The sequence below is a fragment of the Dickeya dadantii NCPPB 898 genome (assembly GCF_000406145.1).
GTDB classification, from domain to species: Bacteria; Pseudomonadota; Gammaproteobacteria; order Enterobacterales; family Enterobacteriaceae; genus Dickeya; species Dickeya dadantii.
The window spans coordinates 2,047,284-2,070,201 of sequence record NZ_CM001976.1 but is presented as its reverse complement, the minus strand read 5'-3'; the positions used below and the strand labels follow the sequence as shown (position 1 = coordinate 2,070,201).

19 protein-coding genes are annotated in these 22,918 nt (G+C 56.5%); 9 read left to right on the top strand and 10 right to left on the bottom strand.

Going from position 1 to position 22,918, the window contains the following annotated elements; genetic code table 11:
• Positions 1–398 precede the first annotated feature (398 nt).
• Positions 399–2,024 (bottom strand): methyl-accepting chemotaxis protein, encoded by a 1,626-nt coding sequence (locus DDA898_RS09605; RefSeq protein ID WP_038912519.1) that lies wholly within the window; start codon positions 2,022–2,024, stop codon positions 399–401.
• Between the two features lie 655 nt (positions 2,025–2,679).
• On the opposite strand from DDA898_RS09605, the gene DDA898_RS09600 reads away from it, so the two are divergent.
• The 4 genes from DDA898_RS09600 (at position 2,680) to DDA898_RS09585 (ending at position 6,176) form a co-directional block, all read left to right on the top strand.
• Positions 2,680–3,543: a LysR family transcriptional regulator gene (locus DDA898_RS09600; protein ID WP_013317645.1), complete on the top strand. Its 864-nt coding sequence runs from the start codon at positions 2,680–2,682 to the stop codon at positions 3,541–3,543.
• Positions 3,544–3,646: 103 nt separating this feature from the next.
• Positions 3,647–4,768 (top strand): S-(hydroxymethyl)glutathione dehydrogenase/class III alcohol dehydrogenase, encoded by a 1,122-nt coding sequence (locus DDA898_RS09595; RefSeq protein WP_013317644.1) that lies wholly within the window; start codon positions 3,647–3,649, stop codon positions 4,766–4,768.
• Between the two features lie 20 nt (positions 4,769–4,788).
• The gene (fghA, locus tag DDA898_RS09590; protein ID WP_038911086.1) at positions 4,789–5,634 is read left to right on the top strand and encodes an S-formylglutathione hydrolase; all 846 of its coding nucleotides are present in this window, start codon (positions 4,789–4,791) and stop codon (positions 5,632–5,634) included.
• Between the two features lie 329 nt (positions 5,635–5,963).
• A complete protein-coding gene (locus DDA898_RS09585; protein ID WP_038901050.1) occupies positions 5,964–6,176 on the top strand; it encodes a KTSC domain-containing protein in 213 nt (70 codons plus the stop codon).
• Between the two features lie 48 nt (positions 6,177–6,224).
• On the opposite strand, the gene DDA898_RS09580 is transcribed toward DDA898_RS09585, so the two are convergent.
• Positions 6,225–7,313 (bottom strand): oxidoreductase, encoded by a 1,089-nt coding sequence (locus tag DDA898_RS09580; RefSeq protein WP_038911084.1) that lies wholly within the window; start codon positions 7,311–7,313, stop codon positions 6,225–6,227.
• A 333-nt stretch (positions 7,314–7,646) separates the two neighbouring features.
• Between DDA898_RS09580 and DDA898_RS09575 the strand changes: the two genes are divergently transcribed.
• Together DDA898_RS09575 and DDA898_RS09570 are read left to right on the top strand one after the other, a co-directional pair.
• Positions 7,647–9,158 (top strand): sugar ABC transporter ATP-binding protein, encoded by a 1,512-nt coding sequence (locus DDA898_RS09575; protein ID WP_038911083.1) that lies wholly within the window; start codon positions 7,647–7,649, stop codon positions 9,156–9,158.
• Positions 9,159–9,229: 71 nt separating this feature from the next.
• Positions 9,230–10,150, top strand: a complete 921-nt coding sequence (locus DDA898_RS09570; RefSeq protein ID WP_438830423.1) for an ABC transporter permease — start codon at positions 9,230–9,232, stop codon at positions 10,148–10,150.
• 195 nt (positions 10,151–10,345) lie between these two features.
• Here DDA898_RS09570 and DDA898_RS09565 read toward each other — a convergent pair whose 3' ends face one another.
• From DDA898_RS09565 to DDA898_RS09545, 5 genes are all read right to left on the bottom strand, one after another.
• A complete protein-coding gene (locus DDA898_RS09565) occupies positions 10,346–11,419 on the bottom strand; it encodes an alpha/beta hydrolase family protein (protein ID WP_038911081.1) in 1,074 nt (357 codons plus the stop codon).
• Positions 11,416–12,162 carry a 2-oxo acid dehydrogenase subunit E2 gene (locus DDA898_RS09560; RefSeq protein WP_038911080.1) on the bottom strand — a complete coding sequence of 249 codons (747 nt, stop codon included), beginning with the start codon at positions 12,160–12,162 and terminating at the stop codon, positions 11,416–11,418. Before DDA898_RS09560 ends, DDA898_RS09565 begins: the two co-directional genes overlap by 4 nt.
• Entirely contained in the window at positions 12,140–12,385 is a 246-nt protein-coding gene (locus DDA898_RS09555; protein ID WP_236616725.1) for a phosphopantetheine-binding protein, read from the bottom strand. The genes DDA898_RS09560 and DDA898_RS09555 overlap by 23 nt, the downstream gene beginning before the upstream one ends.
• Positions 12,382–14,130, bottom strand: a complete 1,749-nt coding sequence (locus DDA898_RS09550; protein WP_038911078.1) for an HAD-IIIC family phosphatase — start codon at positions 14,128–14,130, stop codon at positions 12,382–12,384. Before DDA898_RS09550 ends, DDA898_RS09555 begins: the two co-directional genes overlap by 4 nt.
• A gap of 217 nt (positions 14,131–14,347) precedes the next feature.
• A complete protein-coding gene (locus DDA898_RS09545; protein ID WP_038901044.1) occupies positions 14,348–15,373 on the bottom strand; it encodes a 3-oxoacyl-ACP synthase in 1,026 nt (341 codons plus the stop codon).
• An 814-nt stretch (positions 15,374–16,187) separates the two neighbouring features.
• Here DDA898_RS09545 and DDA898_RS09540 point away from each other — a divergent pair.
• Positions 16,188–17,375 carry a sugar transporter gene (locus tag DDA898_RS09540; RefSeq protein ID WP_038911076.1) on the top strand — a complete coding sequence of 396 codons (1,188 nt, stop codon included), beginning with the start codon at positions 16,188–16,190 and terminating at the stop codon, positions 17,373–17,375.
• A gap of 80 nt (positions 17,376–17,455) precedes the next feature.
• Here DDA898_RS09540 and DDA898_RS09535 read toward each other — a convergent pair whose 3' ends face one another.
• Together DDA898_RS09535 and yieE are read right to left on the bottom strand one after the other, a co-directional pair.
• A complete protein-coding gene (locus DDA898_RS09535; protein WP_038911075.1) occupies positions 17,456–18,943 on the bottom strand; it encodes an amino acid permease in 1,488 nt (495 codons plus the stop codon).
• Positions 18,944–19,106: 163 nt separating this feature from the next.
• The gene (yieE, locus tag DDA898_RS09530) at positions 19,107–19,985 is read right to left on the bottom strand and encodes a DNA-binding transcriptional regulator YeiE (RefSeq protein WP_013317629.1); all 879 of its coding nucleotides are present in this window, start codon (positions 19,983–19,985) and stop codon (positions 19,107–19,109) included.
• Positions 19,986–20,089: 104 nt separating this feature from the next.
• On the opposite strand from yieE, the gene DDA898_RS09525 reads away from it, so the two are divergent.
• Positions 20,090–21,172 (top strand): YeiH family protein, encoded by a 1,083-nt coding sequence (locus DDA898_RS09525; protein ID WP_038911074.1) that lies wholly within the window; start codon positions 20,090–20,092, stop codon positions 21,170–21,172.
• A gap of 108 nt (positions 21,173–21,280) precedes the next feature.
• Complete coding sequence (gene nfo, locus DDA898_RS09520; RefSeq protein WP_013317627.1) at positions 21,281–22,138, top strand: deoxyribonuclease IV; 858 nt, start codon at positions 21,281–21,283, stop codon at positions 22,136–22,138.
• Positions 22,139–22,189: 51 nt separating this feature from the next.
• Here nfo and DDA898_RS09515 read toward each other — a convergent pair whose 3' ends face one another.
• Complete coding sequence (locus DDA898_RS09515) at positions 22,190–22,900, bottom strand: hypothetical protein (RefSeq protein WP_038901037.1); 711 nt, start codon at positions 22,898–22,900, stop codon at positions 22,190–22,192.
• Positions 22,901–22,918 lie beyond the last annotated feature (18 nt).

The following is a 22,918-nucleotide window of genomic DNA, read 5'->3' as shown; positions in this document are numbered from 1 at the left end:
AATAACCCGAGAGCCCGACAATCTTCATTTCAAAGATTACTCAGAGAAAATTAAGCGAGCCTTAAATTTAAAAATACAATACCGTCATCGATCACATTATAAAATACGCATACGATTTCCCTTTAATATTACTGGTTATTTCCCCTTCATTAATAATATCTATCACTGCCATCGTTATAACCTAAATTATGCGAGTGACAGGAAAGCCATAAGCGAACGTGCCGTGATGCTGTAAGAGCAAGCAGAGAGGGCCAGTCGTCGCGCCGACGACCCGCAATATGGCAGGGACATAGTTCAGGTGTGCCAGCGATAAAAAAACCACCGGTAACGAAACCGGTGGTTTTTATTATGCGATGGGTGAAAGCGCAATCGCGTCGTTCACGACACGGCAATTAATCTCAGCGGGATGCTGCTGCGCCCAATGCCAGTCGTGACGCAGGCAGCATGCTGTTGGCGGAATACCGGTGCTCCTCCTCCGACAGGCTGAACACGGTGACGGCGTCCGCTAGTTGTCGGGCCTGAGACTCCAGTGATGCCGCCGATGATGCCGCTTCTTCCACCAGCGCCGCATTCTGCTGGGTCACGCTGTCCATTTCCGTCACGGCCTGGCCCACCTGCATGATGCCGTGCTTTTGCTCTTCAGACGCCGACGCGATATCGCGGATCAACGCATCCACGCTCATGATGCTGTTAATAATATCGCCCATTGCCGCGCCGGCCTGCTCCAATTGGATGGATCCCGCTTCAACGCGCTGAACGGAATCGCCGATCAATGCGCTGATATCTTTGGCGGCCTGAGCGCTGCGCTGAGCCAGATTACGCACTTCGCCCGCTACTACGGCAAAGCCACGTCCGGCCTCACCGGCACGCGCCGCTTCCACCGCCGCGTTCAAGGCCAGGATATTGGTCTGGAACGCAATACCGTTAATCAGGGTAATAATGTCGTTGATTTGACGTGAACTGTCAGAAATCCCCTTCATCATCGACTCCAGCGATTTACCCACTTCGCCGCCGCTAAGCGCACGCTCGGTCGCTTCCTGCGCCAGTTTGCTCGCCTGCTTAAGGTTATCCGCGTTCTGAGTCACGGTCGCGCTCAACTGCTCCATGCTGGCGGCCGTCTGTTGCAACGCCGCCGCCTGTTCTTCCGTCCGGCTGGCCAGCTCGTCGTTGCCGCTTCTAATCTCGCTCGCACCGACATGCAACGCCGCCGAGCTATCGCGGATCACGCTCACGGTATCGCGCAGGTTGCTTTGCATCTGTCGGATATAGGGGATCAACTGCCCGACGCAGTTGCGACCGAATTCTTGTAGATCCGCGCCAAGGCGCCCTTCCGTCAGGGCAGTCAGATGACGTTTGATATCCCCGACCGGTTTAACCAGATAGTTGACCAGATAGCGATCGCACAGAAGCAACGCCAACACCCCCAGAATCAAGGCGACGCTCAGCACATCCCGGCTAATAGAGGCCAGGCGATTCGCCCGGGTCAATGAGTCGTCGGCCTGTATCGCTTCACCGTACTGCGCCACGTTGTTGCCAAACGCCTGCGCCAGTGCGGGGTAAACGTCCAGGTAAAAATGCTGGTATTCATCGAAACGGCCGGCGCGGCTGGCGTTCAGCATCGGCATCAGCGCCTGGGAAATGGCGTTATCCCACGAGTCGGCGATTTGCCCCGCCAGTGTGGCATTGATGCCGTCATGGCCGGCGGCGCGGAAAGCCGTCAGCAAGGTGCGGGTGTTGTCGAGATTACCTTGTACTTTTTGCAACAGCGCCTGAGCCTGAGCGCTATCCCCCCGCTGCTGGAATAACGTACTGCGATTAATCAGCGCGATGGACTGGGTAAAGGCTTCCCGGCCGTTGGACAGAATAGTGTAATTTTTTTTCTCGGTCTGATTGGTGTCCAATAAGGACTCGACTTTATTTAATGACACGATAGTAGTAATCGCGCTGACACCCCAGATTAAGGTGAATCCGGTGAGTATGATCAACAGCATGGCCCTGATGGTGATATTTTTTAAAATGCGCATCATGATATCCAGATAGTATGAGTCTGATTTGAATAATGTTTCATCCACGGCACAGTAAAACGCGATGGCGCCAGGATGCATCAAGCTATTTACCCTAAATAATTCAAGTCGTGTGCAAGCTGCAATCCACTGAATCCCGGTCGCTTACACCGGTAAGAGACGGAAATCAATGAAAGCGACCAGCGCATCCGCAATTGAAGCACGGCGGGTATAACGGGTAGGAGATCGGTCAGTAATGACCGTCTGTGTTGTCCATAGGATGTCGCAAAGAAAAAAGAAGAATTAAGCAGGCTCCGTGCCAAAACCCGAATGCCATCTTATCCTTACTTAACGATAAAAAAAAAGCCGCGCTATTACCCGACGGCTGATTTAAATGTCACAAAAAATAAAAACAGCCGTCGACGTACGCCCGACATTTTATAGATATAACCTGATAGCCAAATATTGGCTTTCAATATAACTATTATCACCTGATTTTCACTACCGATGATACCCATCAGGCCGTATCCGGCACGGTGATGTCGCTGTACGTCTTTCCGCCCCATTCCTGACGGCCAGCGAACGGATAAACAACCGGGTTGCCAGTAGCAGATACAACCGTTACACTCACCATAAATAAACAACTCAACAAAAGTTATTCACTTAAAGAGAATATATGGACCTGACCCAACTGCGTATGTTCTGTCTGGTGGCGGAAACCGGCTCACTGGTGCGCGCGGCCGCGCAGCTTGGCCGCGTGCCTTCCAACCTCACCACCCGGCTGCGTCAGTTGGAGCAGGAATTGGGTACCGATCTGTTTATTCGTGAGCGCCAGCGCGTTCGCCTTTCACCCGCAGGCCATAATTTCCTGTGCTACGCCCAGCGTATTCTGGCGTTGAGCGATGAAGCGCTGGCGATGGCGCACACCAGCGAACCGGCCGGCCTGTTCACGTTAGGGGCGGTGGAGAGCCTGCTGATCGCTTCGTTGCCCACTCTGCTGGCGCTGTACCACCGCCGCTATCCGCAGGTTCAGTTAGCGTTGCGCGGCGACACCTGCAACGCGCTGCTGGATGCCGTGAACGCCGGCGAACTGGCGGCAGCGCTGGTGACCGGGCCGATTAATCATGACGCCATCAACAGCTGCCGGGTCTTTTCACAGCAGCTGGCGCTGATTACCGCCGCCGGCATACCGCCGGTTTCTCAAGCGTCGCAGGTGCGCCACCTGCCGTTGCTGGCCTTCGCGTCCGGCTGCGGCTACCGCCAGCGGCTGGAAGGCTGGTTTCGCGGACAGGGCATCTCCCCCGCCGCCGTAGTAGATATGCCGTCGTATAGCGCCCTGCTGGCGGGCGTGGCCGGCGGCAGCGGCGTAGCGATGGTGCCGCTCAGCGTACTGGAAGCCCTGCCTGCCGGCCAGCAGGTCCAGGTCCATCACCTGCCGACCGATATCGCCTCGGTCAGCACCTGGCTTATCTGGCGGCGGGACGCCTTCGGTCCCAATGTCGAGGCGCTGAAAAAACTGATGATTGAACTCGGCGTCTGATGCATTCCCTGTCGGCATTCGATGTCAATGCCGCATTATCCCTGGCAGCCGCCGCGTCATTCCGGCGGCTGCGCCACTATGAATATGAATAAGGAGCTTCACCATGCAAATGATCAAAACCCGCGCCGCCGTCGCCTGGGGCCCCAACCAGCCGTTGTCGATTGAAGAAGTAGACCTGATGCCGCCGCAGAAGGGCGAAGTGCTGGTGCGTATCCTCGCCAGCGGCGTCTGCCATACCGATGCCTACACCTTATCCGGCAAAGATCCTGAAGGCGTTTTCCCGGTGATCCTCGGTCATGAAGGCGCCGGCATCGTGGAAGCGGTGGGCGAAGGCGTGACCAGCGTAGCGGTCGGCGACCACGTCATCCCGCTGTACACCCCGGAGTGCGGCGAGTGCAAATTCTGTCGTTCAGGTAAAACCAACCTGTGTCAGGCTATCCGCGCCACCCAGGGCAAGGGCCTGATGCCGGACGGCACCCACCGTTTCTTCAAAGACGGCAAGCCGATTTTCCACTACATGGGCACATCGACCTTCGCGGAACGCACCGTGGTGGCGGAAATTTCACTGGCGAAAATCAGTAAAGACGCCCCGCTGGAAGAAGTGTGCCTGCTGGGTTGCGGCGTGACCACCGGCATGGGCGCCGTGACTAACACCGCCAAGGTGAAGCCGGGCGACACCGTGGCGGTGTTTGGTCTGGGCGGCATTGGCCTGTCCGCCATCATCGGCGCGAAAATGGCAGGCGCTGGTCGCATCATCGGTATCGACCTCAACACCAGCAAGTTCGATCTGGCTCGCAAACTGGGCGCCACCGACCTCATTAACCCGAAAGATTACGACAAACCGATTCAGGACGTGATCGTTGAGATGACCGACGGCGGCGTAGATTTCTCCTTCGAGTGCATCGGTAATGTCAACGTGATGCGTTCCGCGCTGGAGTGTTGTCACAAGGGCTGGGGCGAGTCGGTCATCATCGGCGTGGCGGGCGCGGGCGAAGAGATCGCCACCCGACCGTTCCAGCTGGTGACCGGACGCGTCTGGCGCGGTTCCGCTTTTGGCGGCGTCAAAGGCCGCAGTCAGTTGCCGGGGATCGTGCAGCGCTATCTGGACGGTGAATTCCAGCTCAACGACTTCATCACCCACACTATGCCGCTCGACCAGATCAACGAGGCGTTTGATCTGATGCACGAAGGTAAATCCATTCGTTCCGTGGTTCATTTCAACTGATGACAGGAAATCCGCACACCATGACCGCGTCACTGGAATTACTGGAAGAACACCGGTTGTTCGGCGGCTGGCAGCGGCGCTATCGCCATGCCTCCGCCACGCTGAATAGCGACATGACCTTCAGCGTGTTTTACCCTCCCCTCGCCGGGGAGGCTCCGCCGCCGGTGCTGTACTGGCTGTCGGGGCTGACCTGCAACGACGAGAATTTTACCATCAAATCCGGTGCCCAGCGGGTGGCGGCGGAACTGGGGCTGGCGCTGGTGATGCCGGACACCAGCCCGCGCGGCGATGACGTGCCGGACGACGCCCAGTACGACCTGGGCAAAGGCGCGGGCTTTTATGTCAACGCCACGCAAGCGCCCTGGAACCGGCATTTCCGAATGTTCGACTATATCAGCGACGAACTGCCGGCGCTGGTACGCCAGCACGTCAGCTCCAGCGATCGGGTGTCCATCAGCGGTCATTCGATGGGCGGACACGGCGCGCTGATGCTGGCGCTGCGTCATCCGGGGCGTTTCTGTTCGGTGTCGGCCTTTGCGCCGATCGTCAACCCGTCACAGGTGCCCTGGGGGCAGAAAGCCTTCAGCGCCTATCTGGGCGACGACCGGCAGCAGTGGTTGCAGTACGACAGTTGCCACCTGCTCGCTCACAGCGACGCGCCGCTGCCGACGTTAATCGATCAGGGAGACGGCGACAGCTTCCTGCCCGTCCAGCTGCAGCCCGATCAGTTGGAAGCCGTCGCCAGCGCGCGGCAATGGCCGCTGACGCTGCGTATTCAGCCGGGTTATGACCACAGCTACTACTTCATCGCCAGCTTCATCGAAGATCATCTGCGTTTTCATGCAAAGCACTTGCAGTCGAACTGATCGGAGTTGTTTAATAATGCGATAAACCCGGCACAACCGACGGTTCAGATTGAATCATCGTCAATGTGCCGGTATGACATTAAAAACGTGATCGCCGCCAAAACGGGAATCTATCCTGACGACCAATCATTGACTGACGGATGGATTCCTGCAACCGTGGCACCATCTGCCGATGTGCAGATGAAATAGGGAAATAATAAGATTTTCTTGCATTCTTTCGTCTGTTTCGCTGACGATTTTTCGGCCCTCTGGTGTCGACATTGACCAAAAAAGCACAGCAAGTAACATTGCCGTTACATCGCAACCATTAACACAGGGAGCAATTTGTTTTGCAACGCAAGCGTGTATCTTCCACCGAGCTGTTCGCCGTAGGTTACGATGCGGAAACCAGCACATTAGAAGTAGAATTACTGAACGGAAGTTTGTATCGGTACAGAAACGTAGCACGAATGATTTACGAGGAGTTGATGGCCTCCAACGCCAAAGCGCGTTATTACGCCCGTTACATCAGGAATTCCTTTCCGTATGACAAACTGCAATAACCTAGCCCGTCATGACGGGGCGGTTTAAAAAACCGCCCCGTCGTTTCATTAGCCGTTCGCCAGTTCCACCGTCCGAAACGCGGTCAGCAGCGTATCAGCGTCCAGCGGGCCGGGCAGATAATGAATGGATTCGCCAGCCTGTAACGTCCGGGCGATAACCGCTCGCAACGCCGTCTCATCGGTAATATCCACATCCAACTCGGCCAGCGACACCGGTAACCCGAACACCCGAAACGCCACTTTCAACTGACGCAACGCCTCGGTTTGCCCCAGCAGCGCGCACTGCACCAGAATGCCGTAAGCCACTTTGGTGCCATGCAGAAAATGCGCCGTCTGCGGCAGCACCGTCAAACCGTTGTGCACCGCATGCGCCGCCGCCACCCGGGTGTAACGCTCGCCCAACCCGCCCACCATACCGCCGCCGGCGATAATCGCGTCGACAACATCCAGAAAATCCTGGTTCAGTGTGGCATTACGCGCCGCTTTCAGCGCGGATTCGCTCTGGTTCAGCAACACGTCACGAATATCCTGCGCGGTTTGCAATCCCAGACGCACGGTCAGCGACAGAGTTTCCGGCTGCGGGCTTAACACCACCGCTTCATACCATTTCGCCAGCGTATCGCCGATCCCCGCCAGCAGGTACTCCACCGGCGCCGCCAGCAGAATACGCGGTTCCACCAGCACCAGATGGTTGGCATCATTGAAAATCTCGAACCGTAGCGCCTGCCCGGCGTCGTTGTACCAGACCGAGAGCGGCGTCCAGGCGGCGCAGGTCGCGGCAATGGTCGGAATCGCCACCAGCGGCAAGCCAAGACGTCGCGCCACCACCTTGGCGGTGTCCAGTACCGCGCCGCCGCCAACGCCAATCACTACGGAGCGGTCACCGCCCGCCGCTGCGGTTAAGCGTGCAATCTCGCTTTCGCTGCAATGCGCGGAGAAGCTGGCCGACCGGGCCGTCGGCGCAGAAAACGCCGCCGGCAGATAAGCGCGCGTCGCCGCCAGCGCCCGCTCGCCGTGTATCCAGAACGCGCGGGCCAGCACCTCGTCCGGATAAAATTCGCTCAGTTTGTCAATCGCCCCGGGAAAAGAAAAATAATTGGCCGGTCCCACCTGGACCCGGATATCAGTTGTGCTCATTACGGATGCATTCCTGTCTGAATCGATTTTTGTCTATCCCCACCATACTTCACGTTGCCGGTGCATTGTTCAACACGCCAGCCGGTTATGCCGCACCTCGAATGATGTTGGGTCTGGATAATGTTCTGTTTAATCTGGAACTCTGCGCGGAAAAACCATAGTTAAGGATAACCGGCGTCGGTCTTAATAACGTTTTTGCTTAAGTTATGCTTTTTCATTTCTTCCCCGAGGCGTCCGGCAACCCATTCAGGCATGCCATTCTGCGGTTAATATGATATTTTTCAACGTCAAGTTCCCGTCATTATCGCTGTTAAGAACCCGTTGTTGTCAATTATGTCCATAAACCCGCGTTCGCGTCTGGAAATGCGCTACATTTCCATCTCTTTTGCCGGATTCCCGGCGCTCAGACAGGTGAATTTCACGCTGGAAGGCGGCTCTATCCACGCGTTGACCGGCGCCAACGGTGCGGGAAAATCCACGCTAATGGCGGTTCTTTCTGGATCTTATGACCATTACAGCGGAGATATCCTGCTGGATGGTGAAAAAGTCGCAATTCATTCCCCCCGAGACGCCAAACGCCACGGTATTCATCTGGTGCAGCAGGAAGTGGACGCCGCGCTGGTGCCTACGCTGTCGGTGGCGGAAAATATCATGCTGGATCAACTGGCGGAAAGCGGCCACGTGCTCAACTGGCCGGCGCTCTATCAGCAGGCGCAGGCGCTGCTGGCGCAACTGGGGGTCAGCATCAATGTTCGCCAGCGGCTGGAGCGGTGCTCGCTGGCGGAAAAACAGCAAATCCTGCTGGCGCGCGCGCTCTCCCACCGCTGCCGGTTTCTGATTCTTGACGAACCCACCGCTCCGCTCGATCAGGAAGAAAGCGCCCGGCTGTTCGCGGTAGTGCGTCGTTTGCAGCAGGACGGTATCGGCGTCGTCTTCATTTCGCACCGTATCCACGAGCTGAAAGCCATCTGCGACACCCTGACCGTGCTGCGCGACGGGCAATTTGTCAGCAGCGGCCCGATGCAGGGGCTGAGCGGCGGAGAAATTGTCGAGCGGATGCTGGGCCACCGGCTGGATGATATTTTTCCGCCGCGCCGCCCACATCTCGACAACGACATCCTGTTGCAGGTAGACGGCCTGCATGACGACACCCTACTGCACAACATTTCGCTGCGGCTACGTCAGGGCGAGATTCTCGGCATCGCCGGTCTTGCCGGCGCCGGCAAAACCGAGCTGTGCAAGGCGCTGTTCGGCGCTGCCCGCAGCCGCATCGAATCCGGGCGCTATCAGGGCCGGCCCTGGCACCCCACCTCGCCGGCCGACGCGGTACGACAGGGTATTGCGCTGGTGCCGGAAGAGCGGCGCAAAGAAGGCATTTTTATCGACGAATCCGTCACCATGAATCTCAGCATCGGCGCCAGCGACAGCTTTTCCCGCTACGGCGTTTTCGGGCACGGTCAGGCGCTGGCCTGGGCCCGCGAGCTGATCCAGCGGCTGACCATCCGCACCAGCGGGCCGCAGCAGCGATTGCGCCGTCTGTCCGGCGGTAATCAGCAAAAGGTGGCGATCGGTAAATGGCTGCGCAGCGACGTGCAGGTGCTGATTCTGGATGAACCCACCAAAGGCGTGGATATCAAAGCCAAACAGGATCTGTTTACCCTGATCGATTCCCTGGCGCAGCAGGGCAAAGGCGTGATTTACGCCTCCGGCGAGTTCTCCGAACTGGTGGGCCTGTGCGATCGAATCTGCGTGCTGTGGGACGGGCGTATCGTCGCCGAACTGGACGGCGCCGACGCCGACGAAGAGACGTTGTTACTTTATTCAACCGGAGGAACTCCCGCGTGAGTCAGCCACTTGCATCCAACGGGGCGCAGCCCTTTCATCACCGTCTGTTTGACCTGTTCTACAAATGGGGGATGCTGATTACCGTCGTGGCGCTGATCGCCCTGTTCGGGCTGGCGTCGGACAATTTTCTCGATCCGAACAACATCATCAATATCCTGCGCTCCATCGCTATCGTTACGGTGATCGCGATAGCCGTTTCCATTTCGCTGTCGGTTGACGGCTTCGACCTGTCGGTGGGGTCGACCGCCTCGCTGGCGAACGCGCTGGTGATTTCGCTGTTTGTCTGGCACGGGCTTGGCGCCACCGCCGCCATCGCGCTGACGCTGACGCTATGCCTGCTGGTAGGGCTGTTCAATGCGTTTCTGATCGTGGTGCTACGCATTCCCGACATGCTGGCGACGTTGGCCAGCCTGTTCGTGATTCAGGGCGTCGCCATGACCTACAGCTACGGCGGCTCCATCACCCAGAATATGCTGCTGCCGAGCGGCGATATGGCGGAAGGCGTGATCCCCGAGGTGTTCGCCACGCTGGGACAGGTGCCGGTGATTGTGGTGATCATGCTGGTGGTGACGGTGCTGGTGCAGCTGTATATGTCGCTGACCAAGCACGGCCGACGCATGTACGCGATTGGCGGCAACCCGGAAGCGGCGCGACTGGCCGGGATCCGTACCGCGCGTTACCGTGTGCTGGCCTATCTGCTCTCCTCGTTGCTGGCGGCGCTGGGCGGCATCCTGCTGGCATCGCGCATCGGCTCTTCTCAGGTCAATGCGGGTGGAGGTTATCTGATGGATGCGGTCGCCGCCGCTTATATCGGCTTTTCGCTGGCGGGTTCCGGCAAGCCCAACGCGCTGGGAACACTGATCGGCGCGGTGATCCTCGGCGTGTTGCAAAACGGTCTGGTGATGTTGTCCGTCCCCTACTACGCCATGGATATCATCAAAGGGTTGGTGCTGGCACTGGCGCTGGCGATGACCTACTTCCAGAAACGCTGACGCCGGCGCCGTCTCGTCTCCCTCACGCCGACCGACGAGACGGCGCGGCACATAAAAAAACGGGGCCGGTATCACCACCCCAAACTGACAAAAGGCCAAACGGTTTACAGACTAAAAGGCTATGCACGGTGCTCCGTACGCCGATTACCGCGTTTGGGATCCGCGTCAGCACGCGGAATCATAGCGAGACGCCGCCTATCGCTTCAGACGCCGCAGGACGCGAAACCCCAGCCTGGCGACACCGAGCAGAACCCGCGACAGGCGCAACGAATCCAGCAACGACCACAGTAAATAAACCCGCACGGTTTTGCCGTATCCGGGCGATCCATGCACGTCATCCAGCGACAGAATATGGTGCTGCCGGGACAAACGGCGGATCGCGTCCGCTTCGACGTTAGGGATCACTTCGTCGCGCAGGCTCTGAACGTAATACAGCCTGACGTTATGGTTGATATCCTCCTGGCGCATCACGAAGGTGTTATCGAGATAACGAAATACCTTGTCGTCGTCATCCAGTTCCGGGTGCGTTTTCCCCACGTTATGCCCGATAACCAGCCGTGTAACGTAAGGCAACCGCCGATAGACATCCCGATCGTGGTACAGCGAATCCAGCGGCGTGCCCGCCATGGTGATGCCCACGATGCGGCTATCGGTCAGGCTGTTCTTGTACGCGATAAACCCGCTGAAGCTCAGGCCGAAAATATGGCACCGGATGTCGGAGCGATCCTGTGCGAGATAATCCAACACATCGCTGTACATGCGGAAAGATTGTTCGTTATAGGGCAGTTGGTTTTCCCCCACCCCCGGCATTTCCGTCAACACCACGGTAACGTCGAAACGTTCGAACAGCCCCACCAGGTTCACCCACTGCTCTTTCAGCGAGATGATGCCCCCATTAATAATGACGACATTGCGGGTGTTCTTTTTTCTGACGTAGCACACCTGGCGCCCCTGCGACAGACTGACCCTCGTCACCGTGCCGCTCTCGATATATTGCCGGCGGAACAAGCGCTGACAATGCCGGTTGCACTCATGCTGGAGCGGTGTTTCCGGATAGGGAAAACGCGCCAGATTGTAAAGCGAACACGCCTTGAGCAACTCGCCTTGGTTTTCATGGTATTGCGCCTGACGGTAAAACACCTGGCTCCAGCTATGCGGCAAATCGTCGCCCAGATGATGAATATCCGACAGGATGGAGCGGGTTTCCGCGCCGACATTCAGCACATTGCTGTGCAGCAGCACAAAATTCTTGAGTTCATCAAGCATCATGATGATGACTCCAGTGCAAAACCTTCCATGTTGCTTTTTATCTGCGCCAGAAATTCCGACGCCAGCCGGCCGTCCAGCACGCGGTGGTCGAAAATCATCGATAGATTCGCCACCTGCGACATCGTCACTTCATGCACGTTTCGCGACAACTTTTCGTTAATCAACCCCAGCGTAAACGTGAACGTGGAACCGGATAGGGGGATACAGGCGTCGGGGCTGTTTTTCCCCAGTGATGTCACGGTGAAGCTGCCCCAGGTTTCCGCCTGCAGCGCCGGCGACAGCATCGCCAGCCGCAACAGCAGACCGGCCAGTAACGGCGGCAAACGTTGAATAAAGCGAATCTTCTTGTAATGCTCGCTGGTAGCCGCGTCCTCCTGCTTGAACTGCTGCAGAGTCCGTTCGATATCAGCGACAGATAGCCGATCCGTATTTTTGATCACCCGTGAATACACCCCGGAGACGCCGTTCAGCGCCTTTTCCAGCGTCACCCGGGTACTGATGTTATCCGGGCAAATCAGCGTGCTGTCGCTGCCGAATCTGATCATCGTGTTCAGTTGCGGAAACTGACGCAGCGCCTCGCTGATCGCTTTGATGGTAATCGCCGTCATGCTGCGCTGCAGCCCGCCCGCCACAATGCGCGAGACATCGATCTCGCGCATGACGGTAATGGCCGGGATGCCCCTGGATATCGCCAGAAAAGAGAGCGTCTGGCGCCTTTCCCTAGAAACTTTCAGCAACTTCATGGCTCACGACCCTGTAAATGTCATTCAGCGTGGTGCACTGCAATACCTTCTCGACATCGATTTTGACGTCCTGTTGCTTTTCGATTTCCATCAACAGATAGACGAAGGTCAACGAGTCCCACTCCGGAAGGTTGGTCAAATCTTCCTGCGCCTGTTCGGCCGCCAGCGCCATGCCGGTTTTGGTGTTGATAAAGCCGATAAAATCGTCCAGTTTCATGGTCATTCCCCCTCTTTGACAGTGACGGTATTACTGTTCTCGGCCAGCAACGCAGGCGCCGGGTCGATAACGGTGAACACATTGCTTGCGGTTTCGGCGAACCCGCAATCCGGATAAAAACGCTGGAATTTTCTATTTTTTTCGGTCGGGCCGTACGCGGCGGTAATCCGGTCGACACCCCGCGCCCGGCATAAGCCGAACAGCCAGCGCATCGCCGCGAACTCGACCTGACGCCCGAAGATACGGCAGCTCATGATGAAGTTGTCGATGTGACAGCCGTCGCCGTCGAAACGCAGGAATATCGCGCCAATGGTGCCGTAGTCGCCGATTCGGTCGCGGCACGCCAGCGTAACCGCCAGATGCCCTTCCCGCGCGAGGTAGCCGGCCACGTCCTGCGTGGTCATCCGTTGCGTCGTCATATTGAACTGGTTGGTGCGTAGCGTCAGTTGCGATACGCGATCCAGCGTGGACGCTTCCACCGGCAGGATAGTCAGCGTCATCCCCAGGCTGGCCAGAAAGGCGTGGTCATCCGCAAAATCTTTCTGCAGCTCCGTGCGGAGTTTGTTCTGCGCATAACTCAGATTGCGCATACGGTCATCGCTGCTGATGCTCGGACGCAGGAAATAGTCGGCGGCAATCAGCGCGGCGAGGTTCTCCGCCACGTCGCCGGAAAATTCCAGCACGGTGATTGCCGGAATACGGGCTTTGACTTCCGCACATTCGAACGCCGAGTCGTCAATAAAAAGCATGTGTTCCGGGGAGATGTTCAACTCGTTGGCGATGTTCTGGATGTTGCCGCTTTTCCCCTGCCAGTTGGCGCTAACCACGGAAAACTTGTCCAGCGAGATACGCATCTCGTCGGCGCGGCGTTTAAACGCCGCCTCCACATTCTCCCGATCGTTTTTGCTACAAATGGCCAGAATGATGCCCTGATCGTACAGATTGCGCAGATACTCCTGATAGCGTAGGTGCCCCGTGCCGATATGTTTATCCGCCATCAGGATGCCGTCGACGCCATCGTCCGCCAAAATGCCCTTCCACAAGGTGTTATCCAGATCGCTGACCACACATTTCAGCGTTTTCCCCAGCGCGTGCCGAATAGCGGCGACGCCGACGCGCGCAATGACGTCCAGCGCATCCAGACCAACGCCCAGCCCCAGTAACTGCGCCGTTCGGCGGGTGGCAGCATCCTCCACTGCCCCGCCGGTTTCCTGCAGATCGACCACCGTCACGCGATCTTCCGTTTGCCCCAACGCCAAAAGATACGCGTTGAACTCGCCGATCAGCTGCTTCAACGCCGCCCGCTGATCCTGCGCGATAATCTGTTTGAACTGCGATTCAGCGATATGGACGGTGTTCAGCACAACGTGGGCATCGCAGCCGGTAGCGGAAAAATTCAGCAGATACGCCAGCCGACTTTTGTGTTCCTGGATATTTTCGCGGATATCGTCCGCCGGCAGCAGTGAACCAATGTCATTTTCGATAAAGGAGGAATCAAGGACATAAAAATGAAACTGCGCCCCGAACGTCTTAATGTCGGCGGCATTACCCAAAACGTGGGGAAAGTAGTCGCTGTAAACACCGTCATAAAAGGATGGATAACAACCCAGGTCATTCAAACTGAACGTAATCAAGTCATTCAATGCTTTATGATTGAAATTACTGAAAGTGGCGATATTAACGACGCGCTTTCCTTCCGCCGTGATTTTTTTGGAGGCGGCGATCCGACTTAATGCATTATTCGGTTTCATAAATGTCCTTATTCTCTTTATCCCGTCAGATTTCAGGTTGCAGGCGTATCCGCTTCACGGCTCGGCCCATTGGTGTACCTACGGGCCTGTTCTTTTTGGGCCGCAGTAGATTTCATTCCACATGGTTTACGGCCGCATTGCGTTGCGCGCCACGCCTGTCGGTTGGCCTGCGCCTAAAATTCTTTTGGGTACAGATAAAAGTCCTTTTTACATGATGTTATAAAAGACCTTTCCTGTTTCTTAGAATCAGACCACCTGCCAGCCAACGCGACGACTCAACAGAAATACCAATGCCGCATTCATTGGCAAGGGAGATATCGCTGAATTCTTTTATCTGAAAAAATAACGCGGCATTAGCGGTATTACCGATTTCAGCCACCAGGCTGAATATTTCATCTACCGTATAACCGATATCGGATAAAATTTTCTCCAGCATCGAGCCGGAAAGTTGCGGCGGCAACAGCCAGTCCGGACGCCCACCTAATTTATCCGTCAATGCATTGATCGTATCCTGGGTAATGACCGGCACCAGTTTTTCAATCAACTTATATTCCTCGTTCAGCAAAGCGCCATAATCAATATCATTACGGGAGCCACGCCAATTAGCCAATTGCCCGACAGCTTCATCAACGCCCAGATATTTAAAAGAAATATGTTCAATCTCAATACTGGATGCTGATGGCTGATTGGAAATCAGGCATCCGCCTACACCGTCGCCAAACAGAGTATAATTCACCAGTTCCTTCGTTTCTTTCTTAACGGCATGTTCATCAAAGACATCCAGGAATTTATAGGCTGTCTCAACCCCGATGACCAGGCCGTTGTCCAGGCCATTATCCGGCGTCGCCACCAGCTCACGAGCCAGCTTGAGCGCCTGTACCGCGCCGGAACACCCCGAAATAATCTGGTAAGTTTCAATCTGCCGAAACCCCATCGCATGACATGCCTGATTGACACTGCTTGGCAAGAGCGTATCCGGCGTGGCGGACGCTACAATAATAAAATCGATGCGTTCTTTATTGATACCGGCGCTGGAAAGGAGTTTCTTGATTACGATGGTAATTAATTCCGCTGACGACGCGATAGGTTTACCGGTATTCATATTAACTGAAAAATGCCGACCAGTATTCCCAAAAAGCTTTTTAATTAACTCAGGTTTAAATCCGATTTTATTCCCTAACTCCTGATTACTAATAACCGGACCAGGCAAATAGGTTTCCACCGCATTAATATATATGCTCATTGCTGTTCCCTCATCGAAGCTTGTGATAAAGCTCTCACACCTGCTTTTCTTTTGCAACTGCAATTTCACCCATTATTATAAAAACCTATTTCACCTTATGCACGTTACCGCTCCGTAAAATATAATAATTATCAGGGTAATTTTTAGGCACACCAATTTCTTTTTCTATGGACAGGAATAAAGAAATAGTTAAAGAAATATAAAATAAATGAAAATAATGTTAACCAAGAGCGATAAGCTCCTGAAAAAAGCAAAATTCCCGGCATTCCTCCTTAAAATAGAAAACATAAAAAGCACCATGAATTTGCGCCAAAAATATATTCATAAATAATATTTTCTTTGCGCTACAAATAACCAGTCATCAAAATAAACAAATAATCTTTATTTATGTATTTTATTTAAAAACAAACGCAACGAACTAAGAATATTCATTCTTTCTCATAATTTCCAACACCAATTATTGGCAGCGTAATTCTATCCACAATAATATTAAATATTAGGCGGTATCCTGCAATGAATCGCGACATCGGTACCGCCCAAAGCCGCCATCATGCCTTCATTGCATCCCGGCATGGCTCGCCGATAGGTAAGCCCTCAAACCTCACCGCTCACGATAGCGAACGCGGCGCCCCTCGCCGACGACGGTCTTCGCGACTGTGCCGGCCATCGGCGCGGACGCTAAACGTCCGTCGAAAGCAGCGCGCCGAATCACAATTCAGGCCCTGTGCCTCTCGGCTGAAATGTGATCGTAATCGCATTTTGACTTGCGATTGGCTACAATAGAACGCCCGTCACACCCGTTCAGGATCCTGTTATGACATCCGCATCACCCTCGCGCTCCACCGCCTGGCTGCGCGTGGTCACATTGGCTATCGCCGCGTTTATTTTCAACACCACGGAATTTATTCCGGTGGGGCTGTTGAGCGACATCGCCAACTCCTTTGCCATGAAAACCGAAGATGTCGGGCTGATGATCACCATTTATGCCTGGATCGTGGCGGTGGCTTCGCTGATCTGCATGTTGCTGACCAGCGGTATTGAGCGCCGTAAATTACTGATTGGCCTGTTCAGCCTGTTTATCCTCAGCCATCTGCTGTCCGCCGTCGCCTGGAACTTTACCGTGCTGGTTATTTCCCGCGCCGGGGTGGCGCTGGCGCACTCGGTATTCTGGTCGATTACCGCCTCGCTGGCGATTCGCATGGCGCCCCCCGGTAAACGCGCGCAGGCGCTGGGGCTGATCGCCACCGGGTCGTCGCTGGCGATGGTGCTGGGGCTGCCGCTGGGGCGGGTCATCGGTCAGTATCTCGGCTGGCGCGTAACCTTCCTGACCATCGCCGCCGGCGCCACGGTCGCCATGATCCTGTTGGCGCGCCTGCTGCCGTTGCTGCCCAGCGAGCATTCCGGTTCGCTAGGCAGCGTGCCGAAGCTGTTCCGTCGCCCGGCGCTGGTCGGTATCTACCTGCTGACCGTGGTGGTGGTGACCGCGCATTTCACCGCTTACAGCTATATTGAGCCGTTTATCCAGACGGTCGCCGGTCTGCCGGAAAACTTCACCACCCTGATTTTGCTGTTGTTCGGCTGCGCCGGGATCGCCGGCAGTATGCTCTACAGCCGCTACAACGACCGTTTCCCGATTGGCTTTCTGGTGACCGCTATGCTGCTGTTGCTGGCCTGTCTGACGTTGCTGATGCCGTTGTCCGGTTATCCGTTCGGCCTGACGCTGCTGTGTCTGGTGTGGGGGCTGGCGATGATGTCCATCGGGCTGGCAATGCAGGCCAAAGTGCTGTCGCTGGCGCCTGACGCCAGTGACGTCGCCATGTCGATTTTCTCCGGCTTGTTCAACCTCGGCATCGGCGGCGGCGCGCTGCTGGGTAGCCAGGTCAGCCTGCATCTGGGGATGGATAAAATCGGTTATGTCGGCGCGCCGCTGGTGCTGGTGGCGCTGTTCGCCACCCTGCTCAGCGTCTACCGCAGCGTGCGACTGGTACATTCCCGCGTTTGAGTTCCACCGCTTTCGTTCATAAAACGCGCTCATAAAAAAGCCAGTCGATAATCCGACTGGCTTTTTTGTTTACGAAACGGCTACTTATGTTCCGGGAAAGTATGTTCCGGGAAGGTCATGTCGCGGTATTTCACCACCCGCGAACTTTTTACCAACCGGTAACCGAGCCAGATCACCAGAAATAGCGGAATGCCGATGTAAGTCGCCGTCACCGCGTACCAGTCGATCTTGTCAGCCAAAAACGCCTGATAGTTCTGGCCCAGCGTAATAATCAGGCACAGTACGAAAGCAAAGATCGGCCCCAGCGGGAAGAAACCGGAGCGATACGGCAGCGCGTTCAGGTCGAGTCCCTGCATAACGTAACCGCGACGGAAACGGTAGTGGCTGATGGCAATCCCCAGCCAGGCGATAAACCCGGTCATGCCGGAGGTATTCAGCAGCCACAGGTACACGGTCTGGTTGCCGAACATCGACGACAGAAAGCACAGACCGGCCACCACCGTGGTGGCGTACAGCGCGTTGCGCGGCACCCCGCCTTTCGACAGTTTGCCGAAACAGGCCGGCGCCTTGCCTTCCTGCGCCAGCGTAAACAGCATACGGGTCGACGCGTACATGCCGGAATTGCCTGCCGACAGCACCGCGGTCAGGATCACCGCATTCATCACCGCCGCCGCCGACAGCAGCCCGGCGTTCTCGAACACCAGCGTGAACGGACTGACGCTGATGTCTTTCACATCATTACGCAGCAGGTTCGGGTCGGTGTAAGGGACCAGCAGGCTGATGATCAGGATGGCGAAAATATAGAACAGCAGAATACGCCAGAACACCTGACGAACCGCGCGCGGGATGTTGGTCTGCGGGTCTTTTGATTCCCCCGCCGCCACGCCGATCAGTTCGGTGCCCTGGAACGAGAAGCCGACAATCATCGCCACGCCGATCATGGCCGAAAAACCGCCGGCGAACGGCGCATCGCCAATCTGCCAGTTATGCCAGCCGGCGTGCTCGCCGCCGCGCAGAATACCGAACATCATCAGCAGCCCGACCGCGATAAACAGGATGACGGTGGTGACTTTAATCAACGAGAACCAGTATTCCGCTTCGCCAAACCCTTTAACGGAGATGTAGTTCAGCAAAAACATCAGCGACAGGAATAGCGCGCTCCACACCCAGCCGGGCACCGACGGGAACCAGTATCCCATCACCAGTTGCGCCGCCACCAGGTCGACCGCGATGGTCACCGCCCAGTTGTACCAGTAGTTCCAGCCCAGCGCGAAGCCGAACCCTTCTTCCACATAGCGCGCGCCATAGGTGGAGAACGAGCCGGAAACCGGCATGAATGCCGCCAGTTCGCCAAGGCTGGTCATCAGGAAATAGACCATCAGGCCGATCAGCGCATAGGACAGCATCGCGCCGCCCGGCCCGGCCTGCGACACCGTCGCGCCGGATGCGACAAACAGCCCGGTGCCGATCGAACCGCCAATGGCGATCATCGTCAAATGCCGCGCTTTCAGCTCACGGCGCAGTGTGGTTCCCCGCTGTTCGGCGGAGTGAGTTTCATGTTGAGCCATTACAATTCATGCCCTTGAAAATTTGAGGGCGGATTGTAGGCAATCCGCTACCCGCTGAATAGCGCATAGCGCGGATTATAAGAGAGCTTCATAACTCAGCCGGCATCATAAGAAATCCCTCTGGATTGACGCCCGGTTGGTTACGCCGATGTTGCCAGTCTGTTTATATACCGTCATCGTCCTGACAATACCCGAGAAAGCATTGCAGCACGCCGGATAAATGTTTCTGACGGTGATGCACCAGATACAACGTGCGGCTCAGCGGCGGCAAAGGAACCGGCAGTTCCACCAGCGCGCCGGTGGCAAGCTGGTCGGCGATCACATGACGCGACAGACAGCTGATGCCGATGCCGTGCCGCACCGCGTGCTTGATCGCCTCCGAGTTGCCCAATTCCATCACCAGCCGGAAATGCGGCAGGCGTGCCAACAGCAAATGGTCCAGCACTTCGCGTGTCCCCGAACCGTGTTCACGCAGGATCCAGGGCGCGTCCGCCAGCATCTGCAACGTAAACTCATGATCGATCAGCGGATTTCCCGGCGCGCAAAACACCACCAGTTCATCTTCCCGCCAGGGCTGGGTGATTAAATCGGGATGGTGGCACGGCCCTTCAATCAGCCCCAGATCGACCCGGAACTCGGAAACGGCATTCACCACATCCAGCGTATTGCCCACGTACAGCTCCAGCGGAATGGCCGGAAAATCCTGCCGGTAGCGGGCGATCATCGCCGGCATCAGATAGTTGCCGATGGTACTGCTGGCATAAATACGCAGCGCGCCGTTATCGCGCCGGAACAGTTGCTCGATTTCCGCCGACTGCTCCAGCAGCGCCAGCGCTTTGGGATACAGCAGACGGCCGTGTTCATTGACCACCAGCCGTTTACCGACGCGGTCAAACAGCTGCACCCCCAACTGACTTTCAAGATCAGCCAACGCCGCGCTGACGGCCGACTGTGACAGCGACAATACCACCGATGCCTGGGTCGTTGAACCACTTTTCAGGACTTCGGTAAACACTTCCAGTTGACGTAACGTAATATGCATAGGGGCTCTTATCGTAAATATCTATAGGTTATAAATATATAATCAATTTCTATTTTAAGTGCGCTGATCATAGGCTGTGCCCTCAACCTCCATTCAGAGCGGGTATGACTATGTTTTCATTTTCTTCCAGGGTACAACGTTTTTCCCCTTTGTCCGCCGCCGGCCACCTGCTGACCGGCATCATCCTGACCGGTCTGCTGACCCGAGGCGTATTATGGTTATCCGGCCAACCGACGATAGCCGGATTAGGACTGGGTTCCCTGACGCTGGCGATACTGGTTGGCATGGTGCTGGGCAATACCGTCTACACACATCTGCAACCCCGGTGCGACGCCGGCGTTCAGTGGTCCCGGCATCATCTGCTGCGCTGGGGCATCATCCTGTACGGTTTCAAACTCAGCTTTCAGCAAATCACCGCCATCGGCGCCGCTGGTCTGGTGATCGACCTGCTGACGCTCACGTCCACCCTGCTGCTCGCCTGCTGGCTGGGACAGCGCTGGTTCCGGCTGGATCGGCACACCGTATTGCTGATCGGCGCGGGCAGCAGCATTTGCGGCGCCGCCGCCGTGCTGGCCACCGCGCCGGTGCTGAAAAGCTCGGCCGACAAGGTGGCGGTGGCGGTATCGACCGTGGTGCTGTTCGGCACCACCGCCATGTTTTTTTACCCGTGGCTGTACCAACATTTTATCCAGTATAGCGGCTGGTTATTTACCCCGCAGACTTTCGGACTCTACCTCGGCTCAACGGTGCATGAAGTCGCACAGGTGGTAGCCGCCGGCCACGCCATCGGCCCGGTGACCGAGAATACGGCGGTCATCGGCAAGATGCTGCGTGTCATGATGCTGGCGCCGTTCCTGTTTCTCCTCGGTCTGTGGCTGAAGCAGCGTCAGCCCGCGCATCAGGCCGCCGCGCCCGCCACCGCCGGTTATCCGTGGTTCGCGCTGGGTTTTGTGTTGATGTGCGGGGTCAACTCGCTCAACTGGCTGCCGGCGGGCTGGGTCGCCATGCTGACGCAACTGGATAATGCACTGTTGACCATGGCGATGGTGGCGCTGGGGCTGGCTACGCGCCTGAGCACGCTGCGACAGGCCGGTATCAAGCCGCTGCTGCTGGCGGCGGTCCTGTTTCTCTGGCTGGTGGCGGGCGGCGCGGCCATCAATCTGGGGGTACAGCATCTCTTCGCCTGAACGAAGCTACATAGATGAGATGACATGGGTGAAATAACATGAGTGAAACAAGGCTACAGCCGGCTAAGCGGTAATGTCATAATGCGCGGGTATAAAAAGGAGAAAAGCATGAAATATGTCGGAGCCCACGTCAGCGCCTCGGGCGGCGTGGATCAGGCGGTGGCCCGCGCCCATGACATCGGCGCCACCGCGTTCGCGCTGTTTACCAAAAATCAGCGCCAGTGGCAGGCCCCGCCGTTGGCGGCGGACGTCATCGATCGCTTCCAGGCCGCCTGTGCGCAGTATCAGTTCGCCCCGGCCCAGATTCTGCCGCACGACAGCTACCTGATCAATCTGGGGCACCCGGACGACGACGCCTTGCAGAAATCCCAGGCGGCGTTTATCGACGAAATGTCGCGCTGTCAGCAACTGGGGCTCACGTTGCTGAATTTCCATCCCGGCAGTCACCTGCGCCAGATCGACGAAAGCACCTGTCTGAGCCGCATCGCCCAGTCTATCAATCTGGCGCTGGACGCCACCGCCGGCGTGACCGCCGTGATTGAGAACACCGCCGGTCAGGGCAGCAACCTGGGGTTCCGCTTTGAACATCTGGCGGAAATCATCGATCAGGTGGAAGACAAAAGTCGGGTCGGCGTCTGTATCGACACTTGCCACGCCTTTGCCGGCGGCTATGATCTGCGTACCGAAGCCGATTGCGAGCACACCTTTGCCGAGCTGGAGCGCATAGTCGGTTTCCGCTATTTGCGCGGTATGCACCTGAATGACGCCAAAAGCGAATTCAACAGCCGGGTAGACCGCCACCACAGCCTGGGAGAAGGCAACATCGGCAAAACCGTGTTCAGCTATATTATGCGCGACCCGCGCTTTGACGGTATTCCGCTGATTCTGGAAACCATCAACCCGGATATCTGGGCGCAGGAAATCGCCTGGCTGAAGTCACAGCAGTCGCCCGTCAGCGTCGTCTGAGCACTCACTCGCCTAAATATTCACGTGGCGGCCAGCGTTTAGGCCGCCCGCTTATTCGACTTCCTGCCGCCTCAATTGCCCCGCCAGTTGGAAGAGTTTGTCCGACACCGTGCGCGGCTTATGCCCTTGCCCGCTGGGCTGAACCACACACTGAAAGGCATCGCGCAATTGCATCGGTTTGCCGTGCGCATCACGCCCAATCGCGTATTTATCGTGGAAGGGAGAAATCGCCAGCGCCAGGTTCTCGACGATAGTATCGCGATCTGCAAAGGCATTCTTTTTTAGCGACAGCATCTGATTGATGATGGCGCAGTCAATCAGCGTACCAGTCAGCCATTCGGTTTCTGAGGCGTATCCGGCACACCAGCGCAAATGATTGCCGCTGGTGAACGTTTCCATTAGATCGGTATGCGCGCCCACGAAACAAGCGCCGAGTAGCAGCCCGGTAATATTGAAACGATGGGACAATTCACCTACCGGTATGAGCACATCCCGGATATGCGTGCCGCCAAGCTCCTTTCCCTGACCGTGCGCGGCGACATAAATAATGATGTTTTTGAACGGGATCTTGCACAGGCAATGCAGTGCGGTACGAAAACTCTTCTTATCGTAGAAATTCGCGTAATACACCTCGGTATCACCGGCGACTTTGGCGATACCTTCAATAAACGGCACCACGGATGAGCGGTTGGCATCGTGCTCATCCAGCTCCCAGGGCGATTCCAGCACCAAAATTCCACGACTGGCATGGTGACGCGGCATACGGTTCTCCTTTCTCTT